This window comes from Methanosarcina sp. MTP4 (assembly GCF_000970045.1).
Lineage (GTDB): Archaea > Halobacteriota > Methanosarcinia > Methanosarcinales > Methanosarcinaceae > MTP4.
This window is the reverse complement of sequence record NZ_CP009505.1, coordinates 1445853-1468711: the sequence shown is the minus strand read 5'-3', so window position 1 is coordinate 1468711 and position 22859 is coordinate 1445853. Positions and strand designations below refer to the sequence as shown.

Annotated in this window: 9 protein-coding genes and 2 rRNA genes; 6 read left to right on the top strand and 5 right to left on the bottom strand. The window is 50.5% G+C overall.

Annotated elements, in window-relative coordinates:
- Nucleotides 1-40: 40 nt before the first annotated feature.
- Together MSMTP_RS06180 and MSMTP_RS06175 are read right to left on the bottom strand one after the other, a co-directional pair.
- Nucleotides 41-2953, bottom strand: a 23S ribosomal RNA gene (locus MSMTP_RS06180).
- A 190-nt stretch (nt 2954-3143) separates the two neighbouring features.
- Nucleotides 3144-4618: ribosomal RNA gene (locus MSMTP_RS06175) — 16S ribosomal RNA — on the bottom strand.
- Together the 16S and 23S rRNA genes form the textbook arrangement of a ribosomal RNA operon.
- 1482 nt (nt 4619-6100) lie before the next feature.
- Between MSMTP_RS06175 and mtaC the strand changes: the two genes are divergently transcribed.
- Complete coding sequence (gene mtaC / locus MSMTP_RS06170; protein WP_082090519.1) at nt 6101-6883, top strand: methanol--corrinoid protein MtaC; 783 nt, start codon at nt 6101-6103, stop codon at nt 6881-6883.
- Between the two features lie 13 nt (nt 6884-6896).
- Nucleotides 6897-8279 carry a methanol--corrinoid protein co-methyltransferase MtaB gene (gene mtaB / locus MSMTP_RS06165; RefSeq protein ID WP_048178271.1) on the top strand — a complete coding sequence of 461 codons (1383 nt, stop codon included), beginning with the start codon at nt 6897-6899 and terminating at the stop codon, nt 8277-8279.
- 233 nt (nt 8280-8512) lie between these two features.
- Here the strand turns inward: mtaB and mtaA are convergent, their stop codons facing one another.
- On the bottom strand, nt 8513-9532 hold the full coding sequence (gene mtaA / locus MSMTP_RS06160; RefSeq protein WP_048178270.1) for a methylcobamide:CoM methyltransferase MtaA: 1020 nt from the start codon (nt 9530-9532) through the stop codon (nt 8513-8515).
- A gap of 472 nt (nt 9533-10004) precedes the next feature.
- Between mtaA and MSMTP_RS06155 the strand changes: the two genes are divergently transcribed.
- The 3 genes from MSMTP_RS06155 (at nt 10005) to MSMTP_RS06140 (ending at nt 17239) form a co-directional block, all read left to right on the top strand.
- Complete coding sequence (locus MSMTP_RS06155; protein ID WP_048178269.1) at nt 10005-10529, top strand: O-acetyl-ADP-ribose deacetylase; 525 nt, start codon at nt 10005-10007, stop codon at nt 10527-10529.
- Between the two features lie 574 nt (nt 10530-11103).
- Entirely contained in the window at nt 11104-16497 is a 5394-nt protein-coding gene (locus MSMTP_RS06150; protein ID WP_231582940.1) for a tetratricopeptide repeat protein, read from the top strand.
- 325 nt (nt 16498-16822) lie between these two features.
- On the top strand, nt 16823-17239 hold the full coding sequence (locus MSMTP_RS06140; RefSeq protein ID WP_048178267.1) for a DUF3303 domain-containing protein: 417 nt from the start codon (nt 16823-16825) through the stop codon (nt 17237-17239).
- 63 nt (nt 17240-17302) lie between these two features.
- Here the strand turns inward: MSMTP_RS06140 and MSMTP_RS06135 are convergent, their stop codons facing one another.
- Nucleotides 17303-17800: a GNAT family N-acetyltransferase gene (locus MSMTP_RS06135; RefSeq protein WP_048178266.1), complete on the bottom strand. Its 498-nt coding sequence runs from the start codon at nt 17798-17800 to the stop codon at nt 17303-17305.
- 521 nt (nt 17801-18321) lie between these two features.
- Nucleotides 18322-19605 (bottom strand): phosphomethylpyrimidine synthase, encoded by a 1284-nt coding sequence (gene thiC / locus MSMTP_RS06130; RefSeq protein ID WP_048178265.1) that lies wholly within the window; start codon nt 19603-19605, stop codon nt 18322-18324.
- Between the two features lie 652 nt (nt 19606-20257).
- Here thiC and MSMTP_RS06125 point away from each other — a divergent pair.
- Entirely contained in the window at nt 20258-22804 is a 2547-nt protein-coding gene (locus tag MSMTP_RS06125) for a DNA topoisomerase (RefSeq protein WP_048178264.1), read from the top strand.
- The last annotated feature ends 55 nt before the right edge of the window (nt 22805-22859 follow it).

Below are 22859 nucleotides of genomic sequence, written 5' to 3'. Positions count from 1 at the left end.
AACAGTGCTGCATACTGGATTTCGCCTGGATCTGGAAAATGGTAAACCGGAACGGATGGTTAGTGAACGCGGACTGAACACCTCGTTGCCTTGGTGCTTACATCCCGTTTCTATTAAACCGGTCTTGTACCGGGAACCTTAACGAAGTCTCTTATTTAGGCGGGATTTCGAGCTTAGATGCATTCAGCTCTTATTCCGTAGCGCGTAGCTGCCCGGCGCATGCCCTGTCGGACAACCGGTACACCAGTGGCGCCGCTGCTCTGTTCCTCTCGTACTAAAAGCAGCTTACCCTCAGACTTCAAACACCTCTAGTAGATAGTAACCGACCTGTCTCACGACGGTCTAAACCCAGCTCACGATCTCCTTTAATAGGCGAACAACCTCACCCTTGGCTGCTGCTGCACAGCCAGGATGGAAAGAACCGACATCGAGGTAGCAAGCTGCCGGGTCGATATGTACTCTTGCCGGCAACGACACAATTATCCCCAGGGTAACTTTTCTGTCATTTTTGGCCCGCACCAAGCAGGCTCAAAAGTTCGCTAGAACCGACTTTCGTCTCGTCAACCACTGCTGTGCTGATTAACGTCAGGCTGACTTATGCTCTTGCACTCTTCAGTGAGTTTCCGACCCACTTGAGTCAACCATTGCGCGCCCTTGATATCTTTTCAAGGGCGTCCCGCCCCAGGCAAACTGCCCACCTATCGGGGTCCTCCTCGCGGAGTTAGGGTCATAGTCTCAGAAGGGTAGTGTCCCAATGACGACTCCACGGATGCTGGCGCACCCGCTTCGATGTCTCCTACCTACACTGTACATCCAAAACCACAACACAACGACAGGCTGCAGTAAAGCTCCATGGGGTCTTCACTTCCCCCTAGAGGTCTCTAGACTTTGCACTAGAATGTAAGCTTCACCGGACTCCAGTTAGGGACAGTAGGGCTCTCATTGATCCATTCATGCAAGTCGCCAATTAAGCGACAAGGTACTACGCTACCTTAAGAGGGTCATAGTTACCCCCGCTGTTTACAGGCCCTTCTTCCCGTTGAACCGGGGTTTCAGGTACCTGCACTGAGCAGGATTCAGAGATCGTACTAGCCCTTACGGGTTTGCGATCTCCTATGTTGGTATTAGACAGTTAGAGCCCCCTGGTCACTGCGACCTGCTGTCTACACAGCAGGCACTCCTTCTCCCGAAGTTACGGAGCTAATTTGCCGAATTCCCTTAACTGAATTGATCCGACACGCCTTAGCCTTTTCAGCTAGGGGCACCTGTGTCAGTTCTCGGTACGGACATTTAACTGCCCTTTTCACGGGTTCCGGGGTGAAGCTGACTTGCGCCATAACACATTCGCCCGCTTCTCGCCATTACGGCTCTCCACGGGGTTAGGTGCTTAGACGGCGCGACGACGCCGCTCAACCTGCCCCAAAACGTCAGGCTTTAGTGTTAAATGGTACAGGAATATTAACCTGTTTCCCTTTCGGCGTACTCGAATTACGGTACGTCTTAGGACCGACTAACCCTCGGCTGACGAACATTGCCGAGGAAACCTGGCCCCTTCGGCGGCAAGGATTCTCACCTTGCTATGCTGCTACTATTACCAGGATTTTCGTTTGTGAACGGTCCACTGGACTTCACAGCCCAGCTTCCGCCCGAACACAACGCCTTCCTACGAGATTACCTTTCGGTACTCCGTGGTATCGGTGGTCGACTTGAGCCCCGTCAATTTTCGGGGCCCCAAACCTCGACTGGTGAGCTGTTACGCACTCTTTAAAGGGTAGCTGCTTCTGAGCTAACCTTCCAGCTGTCTGGGGCTTAGGACGCCCTTTAGCGTTAACACTTAGTCGACACTTGGGGACCTTAACCACGGGCTGGGTTGTCTCCCTTACGGACTACAAGCTTACCCCAGCAGTCCGGACTCCGATCGTCTACGATGACGGTGGGTTTGGAGTTTGACAAGCGGTTGAGGGATTTCTCCCCCGGGACCACCAATCAGTGCTCTACTCCACCGACGATCTCAGATCAGGTCATGCTACGACATGTTTCGGAAGGAACCAGCTGATGCCGGGCTAGATTAGCATTTCACTCCGAGACGCAGGTCACACGAATGATTTGCAGATCAATACCGCTTGCGGTCCTCCACGTAGCTTTCGCCACGCTTCAACCTGCCCACGCCTAGATCGCCCGGCTTCGGGTCGTAACCCGGTGACTCCACGCACTTGTATACGCCGTGCCTCACTCAGAAGAGTTGCGCACATGTTGCTTTCGCTTCGGCTGCCCAGATAAAAAGGTTAGCCATTGCCACCGAGATACACTCCCTGGCCCGTTCTTCAAAACGTAAGATACGACACCGGCAGTGATGCTCGTACTGCAGCCTCACGGCTGTTTCCTTCGCATCAGAGATCCTTGCGTGCCGTATCGTACTATCGCCACCAGGTTTCAGGCACTTTGCACCTCCCTTCTCGGGGTACTTTTCAGCTTTCGGTCACCCTACTATTTCGCTATCGGTCTCAAGGAGTATTTAGTTTTGGAGGTTGGTGCCCCCCAAATTCCCGCACGATATCCAACGCACGGTACTCAGGGACAGGTCCAAGTTCAGTGAGGGTACGTCTACGTGACTATCACACTCTATGGTCTGCCGTTTCAGACAAGTTTGACTTAATCACTGAACCGTGAGAACCGCCCTATAACACCACATGTCCCCGAAGGGATTCGGTTTGAACTGTGCCGGTTTCACTCGCCGTTACTTACGGCATCTCAATTGATTTCTTTTCCCGCCCCTACTAAGATGTTTCAATTCGGGGCGTTCCCGATCATTACTGATCACTAGGAGAGGTCTCATTCGGAAATCCCGGGTTCATAGGCTCCATGCGCCTAGCCCAGGCTTATCGCAGCTTGGCACGTCCTTCATCAGCTCTTGAGCCGAGCCATCCACCTGGCGGCATAACTCCAGTTATACCTAACCAGATCCAGTAAGCGTCCAGTATACAGCACCTATACATGACTTCACACGCCGGCTTCCAGCTACGGAAGCAGACAATCCATCCTTCCCCGGCGATATCATTCGACGGGTGCATTGTGTATAATATGAATAGGGTTGAGGATCTGTCGGTTTTTCGGCCTCTGGCCGGTGGCAGTTTCTTTAGCTTAGGAGGTGATCCAGCCGCAGATTCCCCTACGGCTACCTTGTTACGACTTAACCCCCCTTGCGAAATTCAGGTTCGAACACGGCACGATGTCCGTGCCCTCACCCATACCTCACTCGGGTGGTTTGACGGGCGGTGTGTGCAAGGAGCAGGGACGTATTCACCGCGCTATATTGAAACGCGATTACTACGGATTCCAGCTTCACGAGGGCGAGTTACAGCCCTCGATCCGAACTAGGAACGGGTTTGTGAGATTGCCAACCCCTTTCGGGGAAGGGACCCATTGTCCCGACCATTGTAGCCCGCGTGTAGCCCGGGAGATTCGGGGCATACTGACCTACCGTAGCCCGCACCTTCCTCTGATTTGACATCAGCGGTCCCCACAGTGTACCCATCGTTCCGGAGAACATGCTGGTAACAGTGGGCACGGGTCTCGCTCGTTGCCTGACTTAACAGGATGCTTCACAGTACGAACTGGCGACGGCCATGCACCTCCTCTCAGCGATTCAGGCAAAGTCTTTAGCTTGGCCCACATATTGCTGTCGCCCCCGGTGAGTTTTCCGGCGTTGAGTCCAATTAAACCGCAGGCTCCACCCGTTGTTGTGCTCCCCCGCCAATTCCTTTAAGTTTCAGCCTTGCGGCCGTACTTCCCAGGTGGCTCGCTTCACGGCTTCCCTACGGCACCATACACGGTCGCACCATGCATGACACCTAGCGAGCATCGTTTACGGCTGGGACTACCCGGGTATCTAATCCGGTTCGTGCCCCCAGCTTTCGTCCCTCACCGTCGAACCCGTTCTGGTAAGACGCCTTCGCCACAGGTGGTCCCACAGGGATTACAAGATTTCACTCCTACCCCTGTAGTACCTCTTACCTCTCCCGGTTCCAAGTCTAGCAGTATCCCCCGATAGCCTATCAGTTAAGCTGACAGATTTCCCGGAAGACTGACCAAACCGGCTACGGACCCTTTAGACCCAATAATAACGATCACCACTCGGGCCGCCGGTGTTACCGCGGCGGCTGGCACCGGTCTTGCCCGGCCCTTGCTAACACGTGCATTTTACGCACGTGGACAGCCAGCAAATGTTGCTGGCACTCGGTGTCCCCTTATCACGGTTTCCCGCATTGTAAAGTTTTCGCGCCTGCTGCGCCCCGTAGGGCCTGGATTCATGTCTCAGAATCCATCTCCGGGCTCTTGCTCTCACAACCCGTACCCGTCGTCGGCTAGCAGGTACATTACACCCGCTACTACCTGATAGGCCGCAGACCCATCCTCAGGCGGAGGACCTTTGACGCATAAAGCATTCCAGCACATATGCGTTATCCGGAATTATCCCCAGTTTCCCGGGGTTATGCCAGACCTGAGGGCAGGTTATCCACGTGTTACTGAGCAGTACGCCATGTTCACGAAGAACATTTGACTCGCATGGCTAAGGCAAACACCGATAGCAGTAACCTCTGGCAGGATCAACCAGAATTAATGTATCGCACACTTGTTCTAAAGAAATTGGTCGTTGAAACTGCACAAAAAGCCAATTCAGCTATTTCCAGAGTCTCGATAGTTTGTAAAAACCACCGACCAGAATTAACCGAACCGACAAATCCTCGTCAGACTGAAAAAAGCTTCAGTCTCCATTAAAAGATGATAGAGATATTGTATTCCACCACACATCAGATGTGTGAGGGATTCCTTACATATCCTTTTTGATATATAAAGGTTTTCATTGAACAATTTTCAACGCATAGATTTCAGACAAAAAGAATCTTTTTGTCAACATCCATGGGTTTATTGCTCACCCGATTCAGTTGAATCAGGGAATACCAGAATATCAGTTGTGATATATAAAGGTTTTGATCGAACAATTTTCAACGCATCGATTTCAGACAAAAAGAATTTTTTTGTCAGCACCTATGAGTTTATTGCCCGCCTGATTCATTTGAATCAGGGAATACCAGAATATCAGTTGTGATATATAAAGGTTTTGATCGAACAATTTTCAACATATAGAACTCAAACAAAATAAAGATATTTTGCCTGGATCTATTGATTACTGCTCGCCTGATCCTTTGTGACCAGGGAATTCTCTAAACGCACGACCCATATAAATAGTTGTTGCTGTATCGCCATAACATGTCACATATTTAACTTAAGTAACCAGCCCTCAGCACCACAAATGTACATATCTAGCCACTGAGCCCCAACCAGGGCAAATATCAAATCAAATTCGGATACGGAGGAACCTAATCCAGCCCATGAATTGTACAAATGCATACACCAACCATAAGAAAAAACATGAGAAATGTAGTAATTATAGAAACAAGATCCAACTAATTATATAGATTTGGGCATAAATATATGTTAATAGAGATGTGTAATATTAATAGAGATGTGTTAGCCCTCGTACCGAAGGAGAGTTTACTATTTAAGAGACACATGACCATAAAAACCCGGAAATGTTATATTCAGGACAAATATTTTCAGGACATTATACAACAAGCCTTTAATCAGCCTCAAGTCAAATCCAGGTTTTCAAACGTCCAATCCAATTCCGTATTTTAATCTTAATAATCAGACCTCCCTTAGCAAACCGAAATTAAAGCAGGAAACTCCGAGTATTCGCCGAATTCCGGAAAACAATCCACCCAGGATTACAAGATTACCAGTAAAAACGGTGATAATTGCCTTGCTTCCGGTTAACATTTAGGTGCTTGCGTGGGATTTATATATTGCATGTCCTAATTTATTAAAGGGGAATTAAAAGTCCCTTAAAGAGTTTGGGAAGAGTATGGATTTTAAAATCTAATTCAGGTTTTCAATAGATGCATCTTTCTAAAACGGGGAAATTAGAGATTCGCATCTGATATTGATCCTTATTAGATATGTTTGACTTTTAAGCCATGTTTTGGCATCCATAGCACCCACAATAGAATCAGGGATTCAATTCTCCTCAATTGTTAAAATGGAGGTTAGATATTTGATAGACATAGATCCCGGAGCTATTCTGGTACGTTACAACGTAAAAATGGAAAAGGAAATGACACCCGAAGAGGCAGCAGCCGAGCTTTATCCAAAAGATGAATTCATCCGTTCGATTGCAGAGGCCATCTTTGAAGGTGAAGAAGACGACGTTGTAGAAGGTCTTAAAAAGGCAGTTGCCTCAGGCAAGGATCCGATCTCGCTCATCAATGGAGCCCTGATGCCCGGCATGGCGGTCGTCTCAAGGCTTTACGACGAGGGGGTCATCTTTCTGCCAAACGTCATGATGTCCGCTGACGCAATGCTGGAAGGTATCGAATACTGCAAGGAAACGGCAGGAACAGCCCCGGAGGTCAAGGGCAAGATCATCTGCCATGTCGCAGAAGGGGATGTGCATGACATTGGGAAGAACATTGTCGTCGCCCTCCTGAGAGCAAACGGGTATGATGTGGTAGACCTCGGAAGGGATGTGCCTGTCGATGAAGTCATCGATGCAGTGGACAAAGAGAGCCCCCTAATGCTTACAGGAACCGCTCTCATGACCACAACCATGTATGCCTTCAAGGAAATCAACGACAAACTCCTTGAGAAAGGATACCGGGTACCCTTCGCATGCGGCGGTGGTGCCGTGAACCAGGACTTCGTAGCCCAGTACGAACTCGGAGTCTATGGTGAAGAAGCATCCGATGCCCCGAAGATGGCAGACTTCATCAAGGAAAATGGGGACAACATCGTGAAGCTTAGGGAGAAATTCCATAAACACTGAGGAGGTGAAGTAGATGGCAGTAAACAGATACACTAAAATGGCATATGCAAGCGCAGATGACATGATCTTCGGAAAAGCCGTCAAGCCCGTAAAAGCTGGTTTGGGCCTGGAGATCGGTGCCGGATACACAACTCCTGAAGTCAACTATGCACCAAGACCGGAAGCAGGGGCATCCAGGGAGAAGCTAATCAAGGAATATGAAAAGATCACAACAGACACTATGGCAAGGATGGTCCAGATTGGAGCACCTGCCGTTGTCCTTGAAACCGAACACGTCCAGCAGATGACAAACAACCCGGAGTGGGGAGGCGCTGTGGCCCACGCCCAGAAAGCCATCATGGAAGACTACCACGACGAGTACGGGATCAAATGTGCCCTGAGACACACCCCGGGAGACGTCCGTGAAGAACGTGATTTCCTGAAACTCAAGGACAAATACTCGGTCCTTATGGAATCCTTCGAGCAGTGCGCTGAGAACGGGGCAGACCTGCTTTCCGTCGAAAGTATGGGCGGAAAGGAAGTCTTCGACTACGCCATCCTGAGGAACGACATGGCTGGTGTCCTCTACGGTATTGGCTGCCTGGGTGCCATGGACATGGAATACGTCTGGCAGGGTGTTGCGGACATCGCCAAGAAGACCGGCACCGTTGCAGCAGGGGACACGGACTGTGCCCAGGCAAACACCGCAATGTTCATTGCAGGCGGACTTCTGGACAAGAACCTGGCCCACACCCTGGCAATCATCGCAAGGGCAATTTCCGCATCTAGAACCCTTGTTGCATACGAATGCGGCGCAACAGGCCCGGGGAAGGACTGCGGTTACGAGAACACAATCGTAAAAGCCATTTCAGGTGTCCCGATTGCCCAGGAAGGTAAGACCTCTACCTGTGCACACTCTGACGTCATGGGGAACCTTGTAATGCAGTGCTGTGACCTCTGGTCCAACGAATCCGTGGAATACCATGGGGAATTCGGCGGTACTACCGTGCAGTGCTGGGGAGAATCCCTTGCATACGACTGTTCTCTCATGAACGTGGCCCTTGACTCAGGCAACGAAAAGACCCTCAGGGACATGTTCGTTGCTTCTGACATGTACAGAGACCCGCAGGGCTTTGTGCTGGCCTATCCACACGCCTACAGAGTCGGGCAGGCAATCGCAAAGGACGGAAAAGACATCTATCTCCGTGCCAAGAACGCCGCCATGGAATGTATCAACATCGTCGAAGAAGGCGCAAGAGGCAAACTTGAACTCTCCAGGTTCGAAGCCAAAGCCCTTGCAGACGCAAAGGAAGCCTTTGAAGGAATGACCGATGACAAGGACAAGTTCATGAGCGACTGCCTGGATAAGTATAAGAAGGAAGTCAAGGTTTTCCTGCCTGAGAACTACGACCTCTGAATGAGGAAAGTTCTCTTCCTTCTCTATTTTTTTGATTTAGCCTAAAGTGATTTTTTTCTTTTACCTGCACCATGCCTGCAATCATTTTAGTTCAACAGTCCTTTTTCACAATGAAGCATCTGCTGAACGCTACCGCATAACACTGAGAAAAATTTGGGAAAAAAATTAAAAAACTTGAAGGAAAAAAAGAAAAAAAAGGCCCGTTTTTCAGGAAACTGTTTTTAAAAAGAAATTCAGGCGTAATACTCGTCCCTGGCAGCCACAAGAGCCTTGATGTTCTCCAGCGGGGTCATCGGGGCGATCCCGCAGCCCGGGGCAAGCACGTCGATACCGTCATCCATGGCCTGCCTGGATTCGGTCTTGATTTTATCAGCCGGCCCCGGCAGAAGGGTGAAAGGACTCGAGATGTTTCCGACAAGTCTTGCCCGGGTCCCGATTACTTCTTTTGCTTTCTTTACGCTGCCGATCTTTTCTTCTACGCTCAGGCCTTCAAAGCCGCAGTCAGCCATGTAGTCAAGGACAGGGTTCACGTTTCCGCAGATATGCAGGATGGTTGTGGAGTTGACAGCTCCGGAAAATTTCTGCAGCCTGGGCATAAGGAAGTCCTTGAAAGAGTCAGGGCTCATCAGGTCAGGAGAAGCAACGGGGTCTGCAACGGAGATGACGTCTGCGCCTGCTTCAACCATTTCATTTGCATAGATTATTGCGGCTTCGGTTGCAAGATCAAGGACCTGCTCGAAGAGATCAGGTTTCTTGATAGACCATTTCATGAAGGACTTTACACTTGCCAGGTCGGATGCAATGGTGATAGGGCCTTCCATACCGCCGATGATCGGGACATCGGGACCGACCTTATCCCTGATAATTTTGATGGCTTCGAGCACTGCCGGAATCCTTCCTCTCTGCAGGAGGTCTTCGGGAATTGCTGCATCGTCCAGACTCTTGGGGTAGGGGTGCCCGGTGACAGAAGGCTGTCTGTTCTTCGTACCCATGTTGATCTCACAGCCCATGGCTTCCACAAGCACGGTCAGGCAGTAAGGGACCCTCACAGCCTCGAGCCCGCTTAGTTCATGGTTTGCAATCGCCAGCTTTGCCATCAGCTCGGCGTCAGAGTGGGATTCCGGCCAGGGCGCCCCTACCTCATCCATAAGTTCCACGATCCCGGTCTGGGTAACGGAACAAACAGGTACTTTGTCAACCTCTTTACCTTCAAGGACGTTTAACAGCCTCTCTTTAAGTGTCAGGTCACTCATTCTTTATCCTCCCCATAATTTTGATTCCCTGGTTCGGGAATACGGGCTTTCTCCAATACGGGATTTCTCCACAGCCCACTTAACACAAATTTTACACCCAATGTATTATTTATTTACGATCTGTAATTTACCAGGCTCCTGCCTTGATTTTCAGATCAGACTTTTCTTCCTGCCCTGCCTCGAAATCCCCCGGAGGCAGGCCGGTTTTTAAGCTATCCGTGCAGGCAATATCGCCAGCAGGAAACTGAAATTTTTCAGGCCAGGATTGGCTAATATAATCTCTATTTTATGCTATATCATTGTTTGGTATATCGATATTAGGGGCACCGTTGTGCGAGGCATCATTATTCGGAATACCGTTGTATGGGACACTATTGTGCAGGGCACCGATGTTTGGGATACGAGAATAGTCGGAAAAACAGGAACTGATACACAAAACTTTTAAAAGATTAGGGAGAAAGAGAGCCGGAACATGCTTCCGATATCAGAAAGAATCGAAGTAATTGAAGGCGACATAGTAAAACTGGGCGTAGACGCCATCGTAAACGCAGCCAATCCCACCCTCCTCGGAGGCGGGGGAGTGGACGGGGCAATCCACAAAGCTGCAGGCCTGGAACTTCTTGAAGAGTGCAGGACCCTGAAAGGCTGCCCTACAGGGGAAGCAAAGCTTACTAAAGGATACCGGCTTTCCGCAAAATGGGTCATCCATACTGTGGGCCCGGTCTGGCACGGCGGCGGGAGGGGCGAGGACGAACTACTGGCATCCTGCTACCGGAAAAGCCTGAAACTGGCAAAGGAAGCTTCCGTAAAGACCATCGCCTTCCCGGCCATAAGCACGGGAGCATACGGTTTTCCTGCTGACAGAGCTGCAAGGGTCGCGGTTTCCGAGATCATGCGCTTCCTTCGGGAAAACGAGCTGCCCGAAAAAGTAAGCCTGGTCTGCTTTAACAGGGAAGCCTGCCGGAACCTCCGAAGAGCCCTTGAAATGGAGCTTTGAAAAAATAATTTATATTCCTTATTATCTTTTTATATTTTATTTTATAAGGTATGGAGCTTGCAAAGATAAAGTTCCGGCCCTCCACAGGCGAGAAACTGAGAGAAAAACAGGAGAAGGAGAAAGAATTTCTCGGAAACAGTCTGGAGGATTATTTATATAGTATGTTAGAAGAATAGTCCCAAATAAAAGTTAATAGTAACAATAATTTGTGGGCAGAACAGTCAAACACGGAATAAAGGAAATAGGGTACAATTCTTCCGTGCTTTCCGTGTCTTCCGTGGTTATAATGTAAGTGTAAATATTTACGTTCGGGACTATAATCCACAAAATTACAGCTATAATCCACAAAATTACAATTACAAACTTGCAAAGAAACGATAAATTGCCGCACTTATAAGCTGCAATAAAAAGTAAGTTGCAATAAAAAGTAAGTTGCAATAAAAAGTAAGTTGCAATAAAAAGTAAGTTGCAATAAAAAGTAAGTTGCAATACAGGACGGCGGAGAAGGAAAGCTCCGCATCCCGAAAAGAGGGAAAGAAGAGATTTACTTAAGTCTTGAATTTGTGCTTTGCTTTTGAGTCTGCAGGAAATAAAAAATAAAAAAGGGATCGGAGGAATTATTATCAGTCAGGAGGAAGCCTTTCGAAAAGGTCTTGACCTTTTTAAACACAGAAGGTACGAAAAAGCTATCAACGTCTTCAACAAAATTTTGAACAAAGAGCCGCAGCACCCCGGGGCTCTTTTCAACAGGGGGCTCGCATTGCTGGAATCCGGAAAAACCGGAGAAGCCCTGAACTCCTTTGACGAAGTCCTGCAGCTTGATCCCGGAAATCCCGAAGCCTGGCAGCAGAAAGGGCTTGCTTTCGCCGGCCTTAAAGAGTTTGATGCTGCCCTGGAAGCCTACGAGCATGCCTTTGAAATCAAGCCGGAAAACCCGGAAGTCCTCTACCTGAAAGGGCTTGCCCTGGCAGAACTCAACCGGACCGGAAAAGCCCTGCTCTGTTTTGAGGAAGCCCTGGAAGCGGAACCTGAATACGTCGATGCATGGTACGCCAGGGGCACGGTATCCGGACAGGCGGGACAATATGAAGCCGCCCTGGAAAGTTTTGCCCGCGTGCTCTCAATCAACCCCAGGCACAGCGAAGCCCTGTATTCCAGGGGACTGATTTTTGCACAACTTGAAGAATACGAAAAAGCGCTGGAAGCTTTCGATTCCCTTATCCGGGCAAACCCGAAGTATATGGATGCCAGGGAACAGAAATGCCTGGTTCTCGGGAAACTCGAGAGAAACGAAGAAGCCCTGGAATGCCTTGAATCCCTCCTGAAAAAGGCCCCGAACCACGAACCGGCCCTTTACAGCAAAGGAGTCCTCCTGAGTGAACTTTCCCGCTACGAAGAAGCCGAAAAAAGTTTCTCGAAATTACTGAAAATCAACCCCGAGCACAAAGACGCCTGGTTCAGGCAGGGGACGCTCATGCTCCAGCTCCTCCGGTTCAACGAAGCCATTAATGCCTTTGGGGAAGCCATCAAGCTTGACCCCGGCTATTTCGAGGCCTGGAACCACAAGTGCTTTGCCCTCATGAAACTGGAGGTCTACGACGAAGCTCTCGAAGCCTTTGACTCCCTTCTGGAAATCTACCCGGAACTGGAGGAAATCTGGTACAACCGGGCTCTTGCCCTCGTGAAACTGCAGCGTCTCGAACCCGCCGCCGAATCCTTTGCCGAAGTAACCCGGCTGAACCCCGGATATAAGGACGCCTGGTTCCAGCAAGGGAGGCTGTTCGCAAAGACCGGGAAATATAAAGAGGCCCTGGAAGCCTTTGACAGGGTGCTCAAACTCGACCCGGAACATACCGAGGCCCGGAAGTTCAGGGGCACTGTGCTTGTGGCGCTCGGCAACCTCGAGGAAGCCCAGGATTCCCTTTCGGAAAGCCTTGAAGAGGAACCTGAAAACTTCAACCTCTGGTTCCAGAAAGGCCTCCTCGGCCTTGACTCCGGAGAATTCGAAAAAGCCCTCGAAGCTTTTGAGAAAACCATTGAACTAAAACCGGAATCCGAAAGCTCCTGGCTGAACAAAGGTTTTGCTCTCTATTCCCTGAAACGTTATGAAGAAGCCCTGGAAGCTTTTGAAGAAGGGCTGCGGCAGAACCCATATCTTGAGAAAGGCTGGAACAAGAAAGGAATTGTCCTCGGAAAGCTCGGGGAAGAGGAAAAAGCCCTCGAAGCTTTTGACGAGGCCCTGAAACTCAGGCCCGATTATGAAGACGCCTGGAAAAACAAAGCCCTCATTTTGCTTTCGGCTGAAGAGTATGATAAGGCCGAAGCAGCCTTTTCCGAAGTCCTGAAGAGCAACCCTGAAGACACTTCTTCCCTTTACAACCGGGGAAAAGCCCTCCTCAAGCTCGAGAGAAAAGAAGCTGCTCTGGAATGTTTTGAAAAAGTCCTTGCCCTTGACCCCGATTACCCCGAACTTCAGTACAACCTTGCCCTTGCTCAAATGGAACTGGGCAAGCATGAAAAAGCCCTGGAAACCTTTGAAAAGCTAGCTGCAAAGAATTCCCTTGACCCCGAGATCCAGTTTAAGAAAGGCATGATCTCAATGGAACTCGGAAAATTTGAAGAAGCCCTGGAAGCTTTCGAGCAGGTCCTTTCCCGGGAACCCGAGTCCATAGACGCCTGGTACAGGAAAGGGCTGGTGCTTCTGGAACTCGAACGTTTCGAAGAAGCTATAAAAGCCTTTGACAGGGTGATTATCAGGGATTCCGATTATGAGGACATCTGGACCTGCAAGGGGTTTGCCCAGATGAAACTGGGGAAATATACCCCTGCCCTTGAAACCTTCGAAAGCGTGCTCCGGGAAAAAACTGACTCGGAAAAAACCTGGCACTACAAGGGCCTGACCCTCCGCAGGCTGCACAGGCCCAGGGAAGCCGCCTCTGCCTTTGAAGCCGCACTCCTCCTGAACCCGGAGAATCCGGAAGCCAAGGAGCACAGGGCATTTTGCCTCTTCGAAATCAAGCAGTACGAGGAAGCCCAGGAAGCCTTCGAGACATACCTTGAAAAGAACCCTGAAAACCTTTCCGCCCTCTACCACAGGGCGCTTTCCCTTCTCCGCCTGGGGAAGCATGAAAAAGCTTCCGCGGCTTTTGCCGAACTCCTCAAACTTGACCCTGAAAACGAGGAGGCAAAGTTTAACCTGGGAGTCTCCCACTTCCAGCTGGGCCAGTACGAAGAAGCCCTCTCTATTCTTGACAAAATAAAGGATGGGTCCCAGAAAGCCTCTTCTGCCCTCTACTGGAAAGGCCTTGTGTTTATCCGGCAGGAAGCTTACGATGCGGCCCTGGAAACTTTCTCCGAACTTATTGAACAGAACCCCTGGCTTGCGGAAGCCTGGTACTTCAGAGGCCTTGCCCTCAGCAGCCTGGGACGGCCCGAGGAAGCCGTAGGAGACTTCAACAGGGCCCTGGAAATAGACCCTGCCTGCCACGATACCCCATACCAGCTCGGGCTTGCCTGCTTTGCCCTGGAACGCTATACAGCTGCAGCCGAAGCTTTCGGGGAAGCCCTGGAAGCAGCTCCTGAAAATATCGATGCCCTTCACAAGAAGAGCCTTGCCCTTCTCAAACTCGGAAAATATGAGGAAGCAGCCGCAGGTTTCAGGGAAGTCCTGGCCGCCAACCCAACCAGCAAGGATATTCTTTCTTCGCTTGGTTCGGCCTGCCTCAAAATAGGGGAATATGAAGAGGCCCTGGAAGCTTTTGACCGTTACCTCCAGCAGTACCCCGAAAGCGAAAAAGCCTGGTTCGAGAAAGGGCTTGCCCTGAAGGAACTCGGGAAACCGGAGGAGGCTGCAGCTGCCTTTGATTCGGCCCTGGAGCTTGTCCCGGGATACCTGTCTGCCCTTGAACAGAAAGGGTACATCCACTTCGAACTGGGAGAATACGGGGAAGCGGCCGAGACCTTTACCACAGCACTGAAATCGGACCCGAAAAACGAAGACCTGGAATACGCCCGGGCCCTTGCCCTCTTCAGGCAGAGAAACTACAAAGCAGCCCTTCCTGCATTTAAAAGGCTCCGGGAAACCGGTACCACACCCAGGCCCGAACTCCCGTATTACCTCGGACTTATTTCCTTCGAACTCAAGGAATATGAAAAAGCCCTGGAAGCTTTTGACGCCGTCCTTAAAGCCGGAGCCCACGAACCCGGGGTCCTGCAAAAGAAAGCCCTTGCCCTTTTCGAACTCGGCAGGACAGGAGAAGCTGTCTCGACTGTCAATGCCCTGCTCGCCCTTGCTCCCGAGAGATTCAAGGAAGCCGGAACCGGGGAAGAGGCAGCTTACACGGAAATCCTGGAAAAGTTTGCCTCAGCCCTGGTAGAGCTCAGGCAGTATGAAAAAGCCCTGCTTGCCCTGGAAAAACTCATTGCCGCAAAACCTGACGCAACGGATGCAATTTACAGGAAGGGCTTCGTGCTTATGGAGCTTGGGAGAACTGAAGAGGCCCTGGAAACTTATTCCTGTCTCCTTGCGGCTAACCCCGGACTTGCAAAGGCCTGGTACAGGAAAGGGCTCGCTCTCTTCACCCTGGAACGTTACGGAGAAGCTGTGGAAGCTTTCGAGCAGGCGGTGTCCGAAACTGCGGAAGGCAGCCAGGACGTAAGCGACCGGGACCTGGAAGATGCCTGGACCAGGATAGGGCTTACCCAGCTCAAGCTGGAACACTATGAAGCCGCCCTGGAGACCTTCGGAGGGCTCCTTGCCAAAAACCCGAAAAATGCGGACATCTGGTACAGCAAGGGGCTTGCCCTTAGGGGGCTTGACAGGGAAGAGAAAGCTGTGGAAGCTTTCGTAAGAGCAACTGAACTCAAATCAGGGCTGGAAGCCGCCTGGCAGCAAAAAGGGCTTACCCTGCTCGGGCTCAACAGGTACGAAGAAGCCCGCCAGGCTTTCAATTCCGCCCTGGTCCTGGACCAGGAAAACCCGGACGCCCTATACAGCCGGGCTGTTGCCAATTTCAAACTCCTGCACTTCAAGGAAGCTGCCAGGGACCTGGAACTTGTGCTCCTTTTTGCCCCGGAATTCTCCGAGTTCACGGAAGCCTGCTACAGGCTCGGAATTGCCAGGATCGAGATCGAGGAATACGAAAAAGCCCTGCAGGCTTTCAACATGGCCCTCCAGCACGACCCCGCCCACAAAGAAGCCCTCTACCACAGGGCACTGGTGCTTTTCAACCTTGAGAAGTACGAAGAGGCGGCCGAAACTCTTGAGACCCTCCTGAAACTTTCCCCGGACGACCCGGAAGCCCTGAACTACCTGGGGCTCTGCTGGCTCGAGCTTGAAGAGTTCGAGGCTGCCCTGGAAACTTTTAAAAGGGTCACGGCAATCGACCCCCAGGACGAGGAAGCCCTCTATAACACAGCCACCACCCTGATCAAGCTCAACAGGGCAAAAGAAGCCCTGGGATACTTCGACCGCATCCTGGACATCTCCCCCGACAACCCGGACGCCCTGAACTACAGGGGAATTGCTTTTTGCAGGCTCGAGCGCTACAAGGAAGCCCTGAAATCCTTTGACCAGGTGCTCGAAAAGGACCCCGAAAACATCAAGGCACTCTACAACGTGGGCGTCGTCTGCTTCAAACTAAACATCTTCGAAACCGCAGCCAGGGCCTTCAGGGAAGCCCTTTCGATCAACCCCTGGCATGAACAGTCCCTGAAATACCTGGGGATCTCCCTTGCAAAGATGGAAGACTACGAAGAGGCCCTGAGAGCCTTTGACAAGCTGCTTAAAATAAACCCCCGCGACGTCCGGGCCATGAACTACCGGGGAGTAATCCTCGGGAAAATGGGAAAATACGAGGAAGCCATCAGGACCTTCAATGAAATCCTCCGCCTCTACCCCGACTTCGCCGATGCCCGGGAAAGGCTCGAGATCCTGAAAAGCCTCGAAAGGGACGAAGCTGGCTACTGAAAACGAGAGTTTTAACTACTGAAAAGAACTTTTTACTGACAGTTCCTGTCAAAAAGCAGGAAACTGTCCCCTAACTTTTTTGTTCTACTGGCTGGTTTTTTCCCGGACTCATTTTTGACCTCTAAACCGTTTTGATCCCGAACTCTTTTCAGAAACATTCTTTCCCAAAAGTATATTCCCCTTTGAAGAAAAACAATACTTGACTGCATTAAATATATAAACAGTATTAAATTGAGAATCGGGATATTGAATCGGAATCGGGATGACGAATTGGGAATTGGGATCTGAAATCAGAATTCGTATTTCAATGTGGGGGATAAGACAAATGATATTCATGGATATTGTTTCCTGGGAACCGGAAGACAACGCAAGAGTGGGAGATATTTTCTCAACGTACGAATACCCGGAAGGCATGAAAGTTATCGACGAGTGGATGGACCTTTCAGGCTGCCGCTCGTTCATTATCTACGAAACAGACGACCCGGAAGCCTACATAGCTTCGATTCAGCCTTTCATGGACATTTGCTGGTTTGAAACCTTTCCTGTCCTGAGGTCGGGAGAGTACATGCAAAAATTCCAGGCCATTGCTGAAAAATTGGGGGAAAGAAGAGCCTCTGTCCCGGAATACGAAGAAGTCCTCGAAGAAGAAAATGAAGAAATCATGGAACAAATCGAAGGGCTTGAAAAAAGGGTTCAGCGCCTGGAACACCACTCCTTTATCCAGCAGGAAGACACTACCTGACGGCACAAGCCGATCAGCCGGTTCAAAAAGAAGAAAGTGGGGAAAAAGACCTCACTTCATAATTCATTTTTCAAGCGCAGATGTAAACTTGTCTTCGCCCATGCGGTAGATGTGCCAGCCTTCCACAGGCCCCGCCCCGAAGTATTCGTAGAATTCCCTTGCAGGGTTCCAGTCAAGCACGACCCATTCCACCCTGCCGCAATTCCTTTCCTTTGCCAGTTTGATGCAGTTGAGGAACATGGCTTTTCCAAGCCCTTTCCCACGGAATTCGGGTTTTACGTAAATGTCCTCGATATAGAGCCCCTGCTTTCCTACAAAAGTAGAAAAGTTGTGGAAGAAGACCGTAAAGCCGGCAGGCACCCCGTCAAGCTCTGCAAAAAAGACCTCGGCATAGGGCCGTTCCCCGAACATGGACTCCATGAGGGTCTCTTCGGTAGCCTCAACGAGGTGGGAAAGTTTCTCGAACTCGGCTATGCCTTTGATGAACTCTAAAATGAGGGGGACGTCTTTTTTTTCGGCGATACGGATGTTCAGGTTGGAATTATTTTCTGTGCCAGTCATTTTTATTCCTTTTTTCCTTTGTTTTGAAATCGTGATGAAAGATTGATCGAATGAAGCGAATTAATTGAATTAGTGAATCGAAAAGTCGAACGATCAAATAAAGCGAACATTCTAACGAATCGAACTTATGCAATAGGGTATCGGCTCATTTTTTAATAAGTTTTTTATTCGGAGTGACAACTACAGCAGGAAAAAAGAGAAGTAAATGAAACCGGCATCCTGAATTATAAGCCGAAACTCAAAACCCGGGCAACCACCGAGTGCCAGTACCCGTACCCACCCACGTTCACCGAAGGCGAACGGCTTTTGCTGCATTAAAATGAAGAAAAAAATGCAGAGAAAGAAACTTTATAAGCGTCTGTCTCGAGAAAAATGTAAGTATAATTACCGTGGATAATTAAAAAATAAGTACAAAAAAGGAAAAGAAGAATAAGGACAAGAAGAGGCTGAAGAGCGTATTTCAGGAAGAAATTAAAATTCCAATTCCAGCCTGAACCTCCAGCCCGACCATTCACCTACTTTTACTCTTCTTTCTTTTTCTCAAAAGCTTCTTTTACGATTTTTACGGCGCAGAGTTCTCCGCACATGGAGCAGGCTTCGCTTTCGGTCTTCCGGGCATCCCGGATTTTACGGGCACGGTCCCCGTCAAGGGCTAGTTCGAACTGCTTTTCCCAGTCCAGGTCCCGACGAGCGTAGGCCATGGCTGTGTCCTGTTTCCAGGCGCGTTCGCGCTGGCCTTCTTTTATAAGGTCGATGGTGTGGGCTGCGAGTTTTGTGACGAGAGTGCCTTCCCTGATGTCGTCCAGGGTGGGGAGGGCGAGGTGTTCGGAGGGGGTTACCATGCAGAGGAAGTCGGTCCCGTGCATCCCGGCAACTGCACCCCCGATTGCGCAGGCTATGTGGTCGAAGCCGGGGGTGATGTCGGTTACCAGGGGGCCGAGCAGGTAAAGAGGGGCTCCGTCGCAAAGCTCTTTCATGCCCCGGACACTGAGCTCGATCTCGTCAAGGGGAACGTGCCCCGGACCTTCCACAAAAGTCTGGACGTCGGCTGCACGGGAACGCTTCACGAGCTCACCGAGAGTGATGAACTCCATGAACTTCGGGCGGTCGGAAGCATCGGCAATGCAACCGGGACGCATGCCGTCCCCCAGGCTCAGGGTCATATCATATTCCTTTGCAATTTCCACAAGATAGTCGAATTCGGCGTAGAAGGGGTTGTCTTCCCCATTGTGGAGCATCCAGGCCAGGGTGAAAGACCCGCCCCTGCTGACCACGTTCATGATCCGGTCGCTCTGGCGCAAGCGCTCAAGAGAGTTTAAGTTGACCCCGGCATGCACGGTAACGAAGTCCACACCCTGTTCGGCATGTTTCCGGACGGCGTTGAACATGTCGTCGGAAGTCATCTCGACCACGGTCTTCTGGGAGGCTGCGGCCTGATAGATCGGGACGGTCCCGACCGGGATTTCCACGGCTTCAAGGATGCGCCTGCGAATCTCGTTCAGGTCCCCGCCGGTGGAAAGGTCCATGACGGCATTTGCGCCGTAAGCTTCGGCAGCTTTTGCTTTCTCGACTTCGGCTTCGATGTCAACGTAGTCTCTTGAAGTCCCCACATTGGCGTTGATCTTCGTGCTCATGAACTTGCCAATCCCCACAGGCAGGGTATCCCGCCTGTTGTTCCGGGGAATAGCGATGAGGCCCTTCGCCACGCATGAGCGGACAGTCTCAGGGTCGATTCCTTCGGATTTTGCCACGGCTTCAATGGCAGGGGTTATGATTCCCTTTTTCGCGTCTTCCATCAGTGTCATTTTTACTCCATGGGATGAGGTGAATGCGGATAATAATAAGAGCGGACCTGCCGGATAAAACGGGCCGGTGCAAACCAGCTGAACAGGCCAACCGGACAAACCAGTATGCAGACCGGCAAAGCAAAAAGGCCCAATTGGCATGAATAATCTGTACGTTCCCTGGTTGCAAAGTAGAACAAACAATATACTGATATATAGCTTTTCATCTTGCAGGGGCTTCTCAATAAACTATAAACAAAGAAATATATAAATACTGTGCCGGCCACTATAGGAATATATAATGTGTGCACATAATAGATAAACGAACATAAGCACAAAATTTGTATTGCTTGCACATGCTGCTTGAAAAGCGGAAAAAATCCGGTTAATGGCAACTAATATATAAAGGCTCGGGGTTTTTACTGCTAAGATTTCAGAACCGGAGCCGGGAATTACTCGAAAAATTGCCCGGGAATCAATCAAAGAGTTATTCGAAAAATTGCTCGGAGAATCAATCGAAAAATTCTCTCTTATTTTACTATCCGAACCGTAATATCCGAACCGTAATATCCTGATCAAAAATATCCTGATCAAAAATATCCTAATCAAAAATATCCTAATCAAAAATATCTTAATCAAAAATATCTTAATCACAATATTCAGGTTTTTTATCATGACAGTCGTCGCATTTGCAGAAAAGAACAAAGCAGCAGCCCAGATCGCAAAAATCCTCGGGGAAGGGCAGGTGGACAAGATTTCCATCGAAGGGCTGCCTGCATACGAATTCAAGTGGAAAGGAGAGGAGTGGTACGTGATGGGGCTTTCGGGACACATCATGAACTACGACTTCCCGGAGCAGTACAACAAATGGCGCGACGTGGACCCCAGAGTGCTCCTGGGGGTGGACCCGGAAAAGTTCGTGACCAGAAAAGAATATGCTGCAGCCGTAAAGAAGCTCGCCAAGCGGGCCAGCAAAATAATCCTGGCATGCGACTATGACCGGGAGGGGGAAAACATAGGCTTCGAGGCAAAGACCCTTGCCGAGGAAGTGACTAATGTGCCCGTTTTCAGAGCTCGTTTTTCAGCCCTCTCCCCAAAAGAGGTCCTGAAGGCTTTCGGGAGCCCCATGGAACCGGACTACAACATGGCAATGGCAGCGGAAGCCCGGCAGATCCTGGACCTGAAGATGGGGGCAGCCTTTACCCGCTTCGTGACCCTTTCCGTGAGGGAACGGGCAAGGACAAAAGACGTGCTTTCAATCGGGCCCTGCCAGACACCGACCTGCGGTTTCGTGTACGAGCGGGAAAAGGCGATCAGGGCTTTCAAGGCAAAGGACTTCTGGAAGATCACGGCTCTCTTTGCAGCTAACGGGGGGGAGTTCGAGGGCACCCACAGGGCAGGGAACATCCACGATAAGGAAAAAGCCGCAGAGATCTTCAAGCGCCTGAAAGGAACAAAAACCGCGCTTGTCTCGAAAAAGACAGTGAAGGAAACAAAGACCACACCCCCTAACCCGCTTAACACAACAGAATACCTGAAGCGGGCTTCCAAGTTCCTGGGAATCAGCCCGGAAGTTGCCCTTGAGGTTGCGGAACAGCTCTACCTTGCAGGATTTACCAGTTATCCCAGGACCGAGACCAACAAGTACGCCGACGACTTCGATTTCAAGACCATTGTTTCGGATTTTGCGGGGAAAAAGGAGTATCAACCCTTTGCCGAGTCGATCCTTTCAGGGAAAATCGTCCCGAAAAACGGGACGAAAGACGGGCACGACCACCCTCCGATCCATCCTATCCGGGCTGCGGCCAGGGGCGAGGTCAGCTCAGCCGTTGCCATCCCCCATGCACCCGAGGTCTACGACCTGATTTCCCGGCACTTCCTGGCAAACCTGATGCCTGCCGCAGTCTTTGAAAAGACCCACCTGCACCTGCTCTTACAGGAGGACCCTTTCGACTCCTCGGGAACGGTGCTGAAAGACGCAGGCTGGCTGGAAGCTTACCCCTTCGAAAACAAGAAGGACAAGCTCCTCCCGTATGTGGAGGAAGGGCAGACCGTGAATGTAAAAAAGCTCAGCAACACAAAGTCCAAAACAAGCCCCCCGAAAAAGCTTACCGAAGCCGAACTCCTCACGCTCATGGACAAGAACGGGATCGGGACAAAGGCGACTGCCCCCTCCCATATCGAGACAAACAAGAAGCGCGGCTACTTCGAGAACAAAGGAAAGACGATCTCAATCCTGGATACCGGCTTCACCCTTATGGACGGGCTCTCCCTTTCAGTCCCGATCCTCATCAAGCCCGAGATCAGGGCAAGGATTGAAGCCCTGATCCAGGAAATTGAAGACGGGAAAAAGGAATTCGATGCCTCCCTTGACGAGGGCACGGCTCTTATCAGGGAGATGTACTCCCAGCTCGAAGCAAAGAAAAAGGAACTTACCTCCAGCATCGCAGGCACGATCAAGGATGAAGCCGCTCTGGAAGACAAAAAGAACCTTATAGGAACCTGTCCCGAATGCGGGCATGTGCTGCATATCGTGCAGACGGATTCCGGACGCTTCGTGGGCTGTACCGGATACCCGGACTGCAGGAATTCATACCCCCTCCCGAAAACCGGAGCCCTGAACATCCTGCGCTCGAAAGAATGCAAAAAGGAAGGGGGGGTCACGGTTATGAAAGTAGGGAACAAGTACCACTGGGCCGTAGGCATCGGGCCCTGTTTCACCTGCGAACTCGAAAAGGAGTGCTTCCCCCCCGAAATAGTCGGCCCCTGCCCGAAATGCGATGGGAGCATGTTCCTGATCACCCTGAAAGATTCCCGCTTCCTGGGCTGCACGAAACGCTGCGGATACACCCAGTCGGTCCCGAAGACAGGTCGGCTTACCCTGCTCGAAGAGACCTGCAAGAGTTGCGGCTGGCGGCTGATCAGGGTAAAAGAACAGGGAGAGGAAGCGAAGGAGTTCTGTGTGAACCGGCGCTGCGAGGAAGGACGAAAGTTCTGGAAGAAGAATCCCCCCGGCCCTGGAGGAGCTCCGACAAAGGGAAGCTCTTCGAAGGGAGTTCTGGCTTCGAAAGGAACAACATCAAAGGGGACAACAATAAAAGAAGCGACAACAAAAGGATCAGCTTCAAGAGCTTCCCCGGCCGGGACAAAAACTACAGGGACAAGAACTACAGGGACAAGAACTACAGGGACAAAAGTTGCCGGAAAAGAGAAGAAGTAAAAGCCTCTGGCTACCTGCCTGTATCTGTGAAAACAGTTTGTGAACAAAGAGTAAA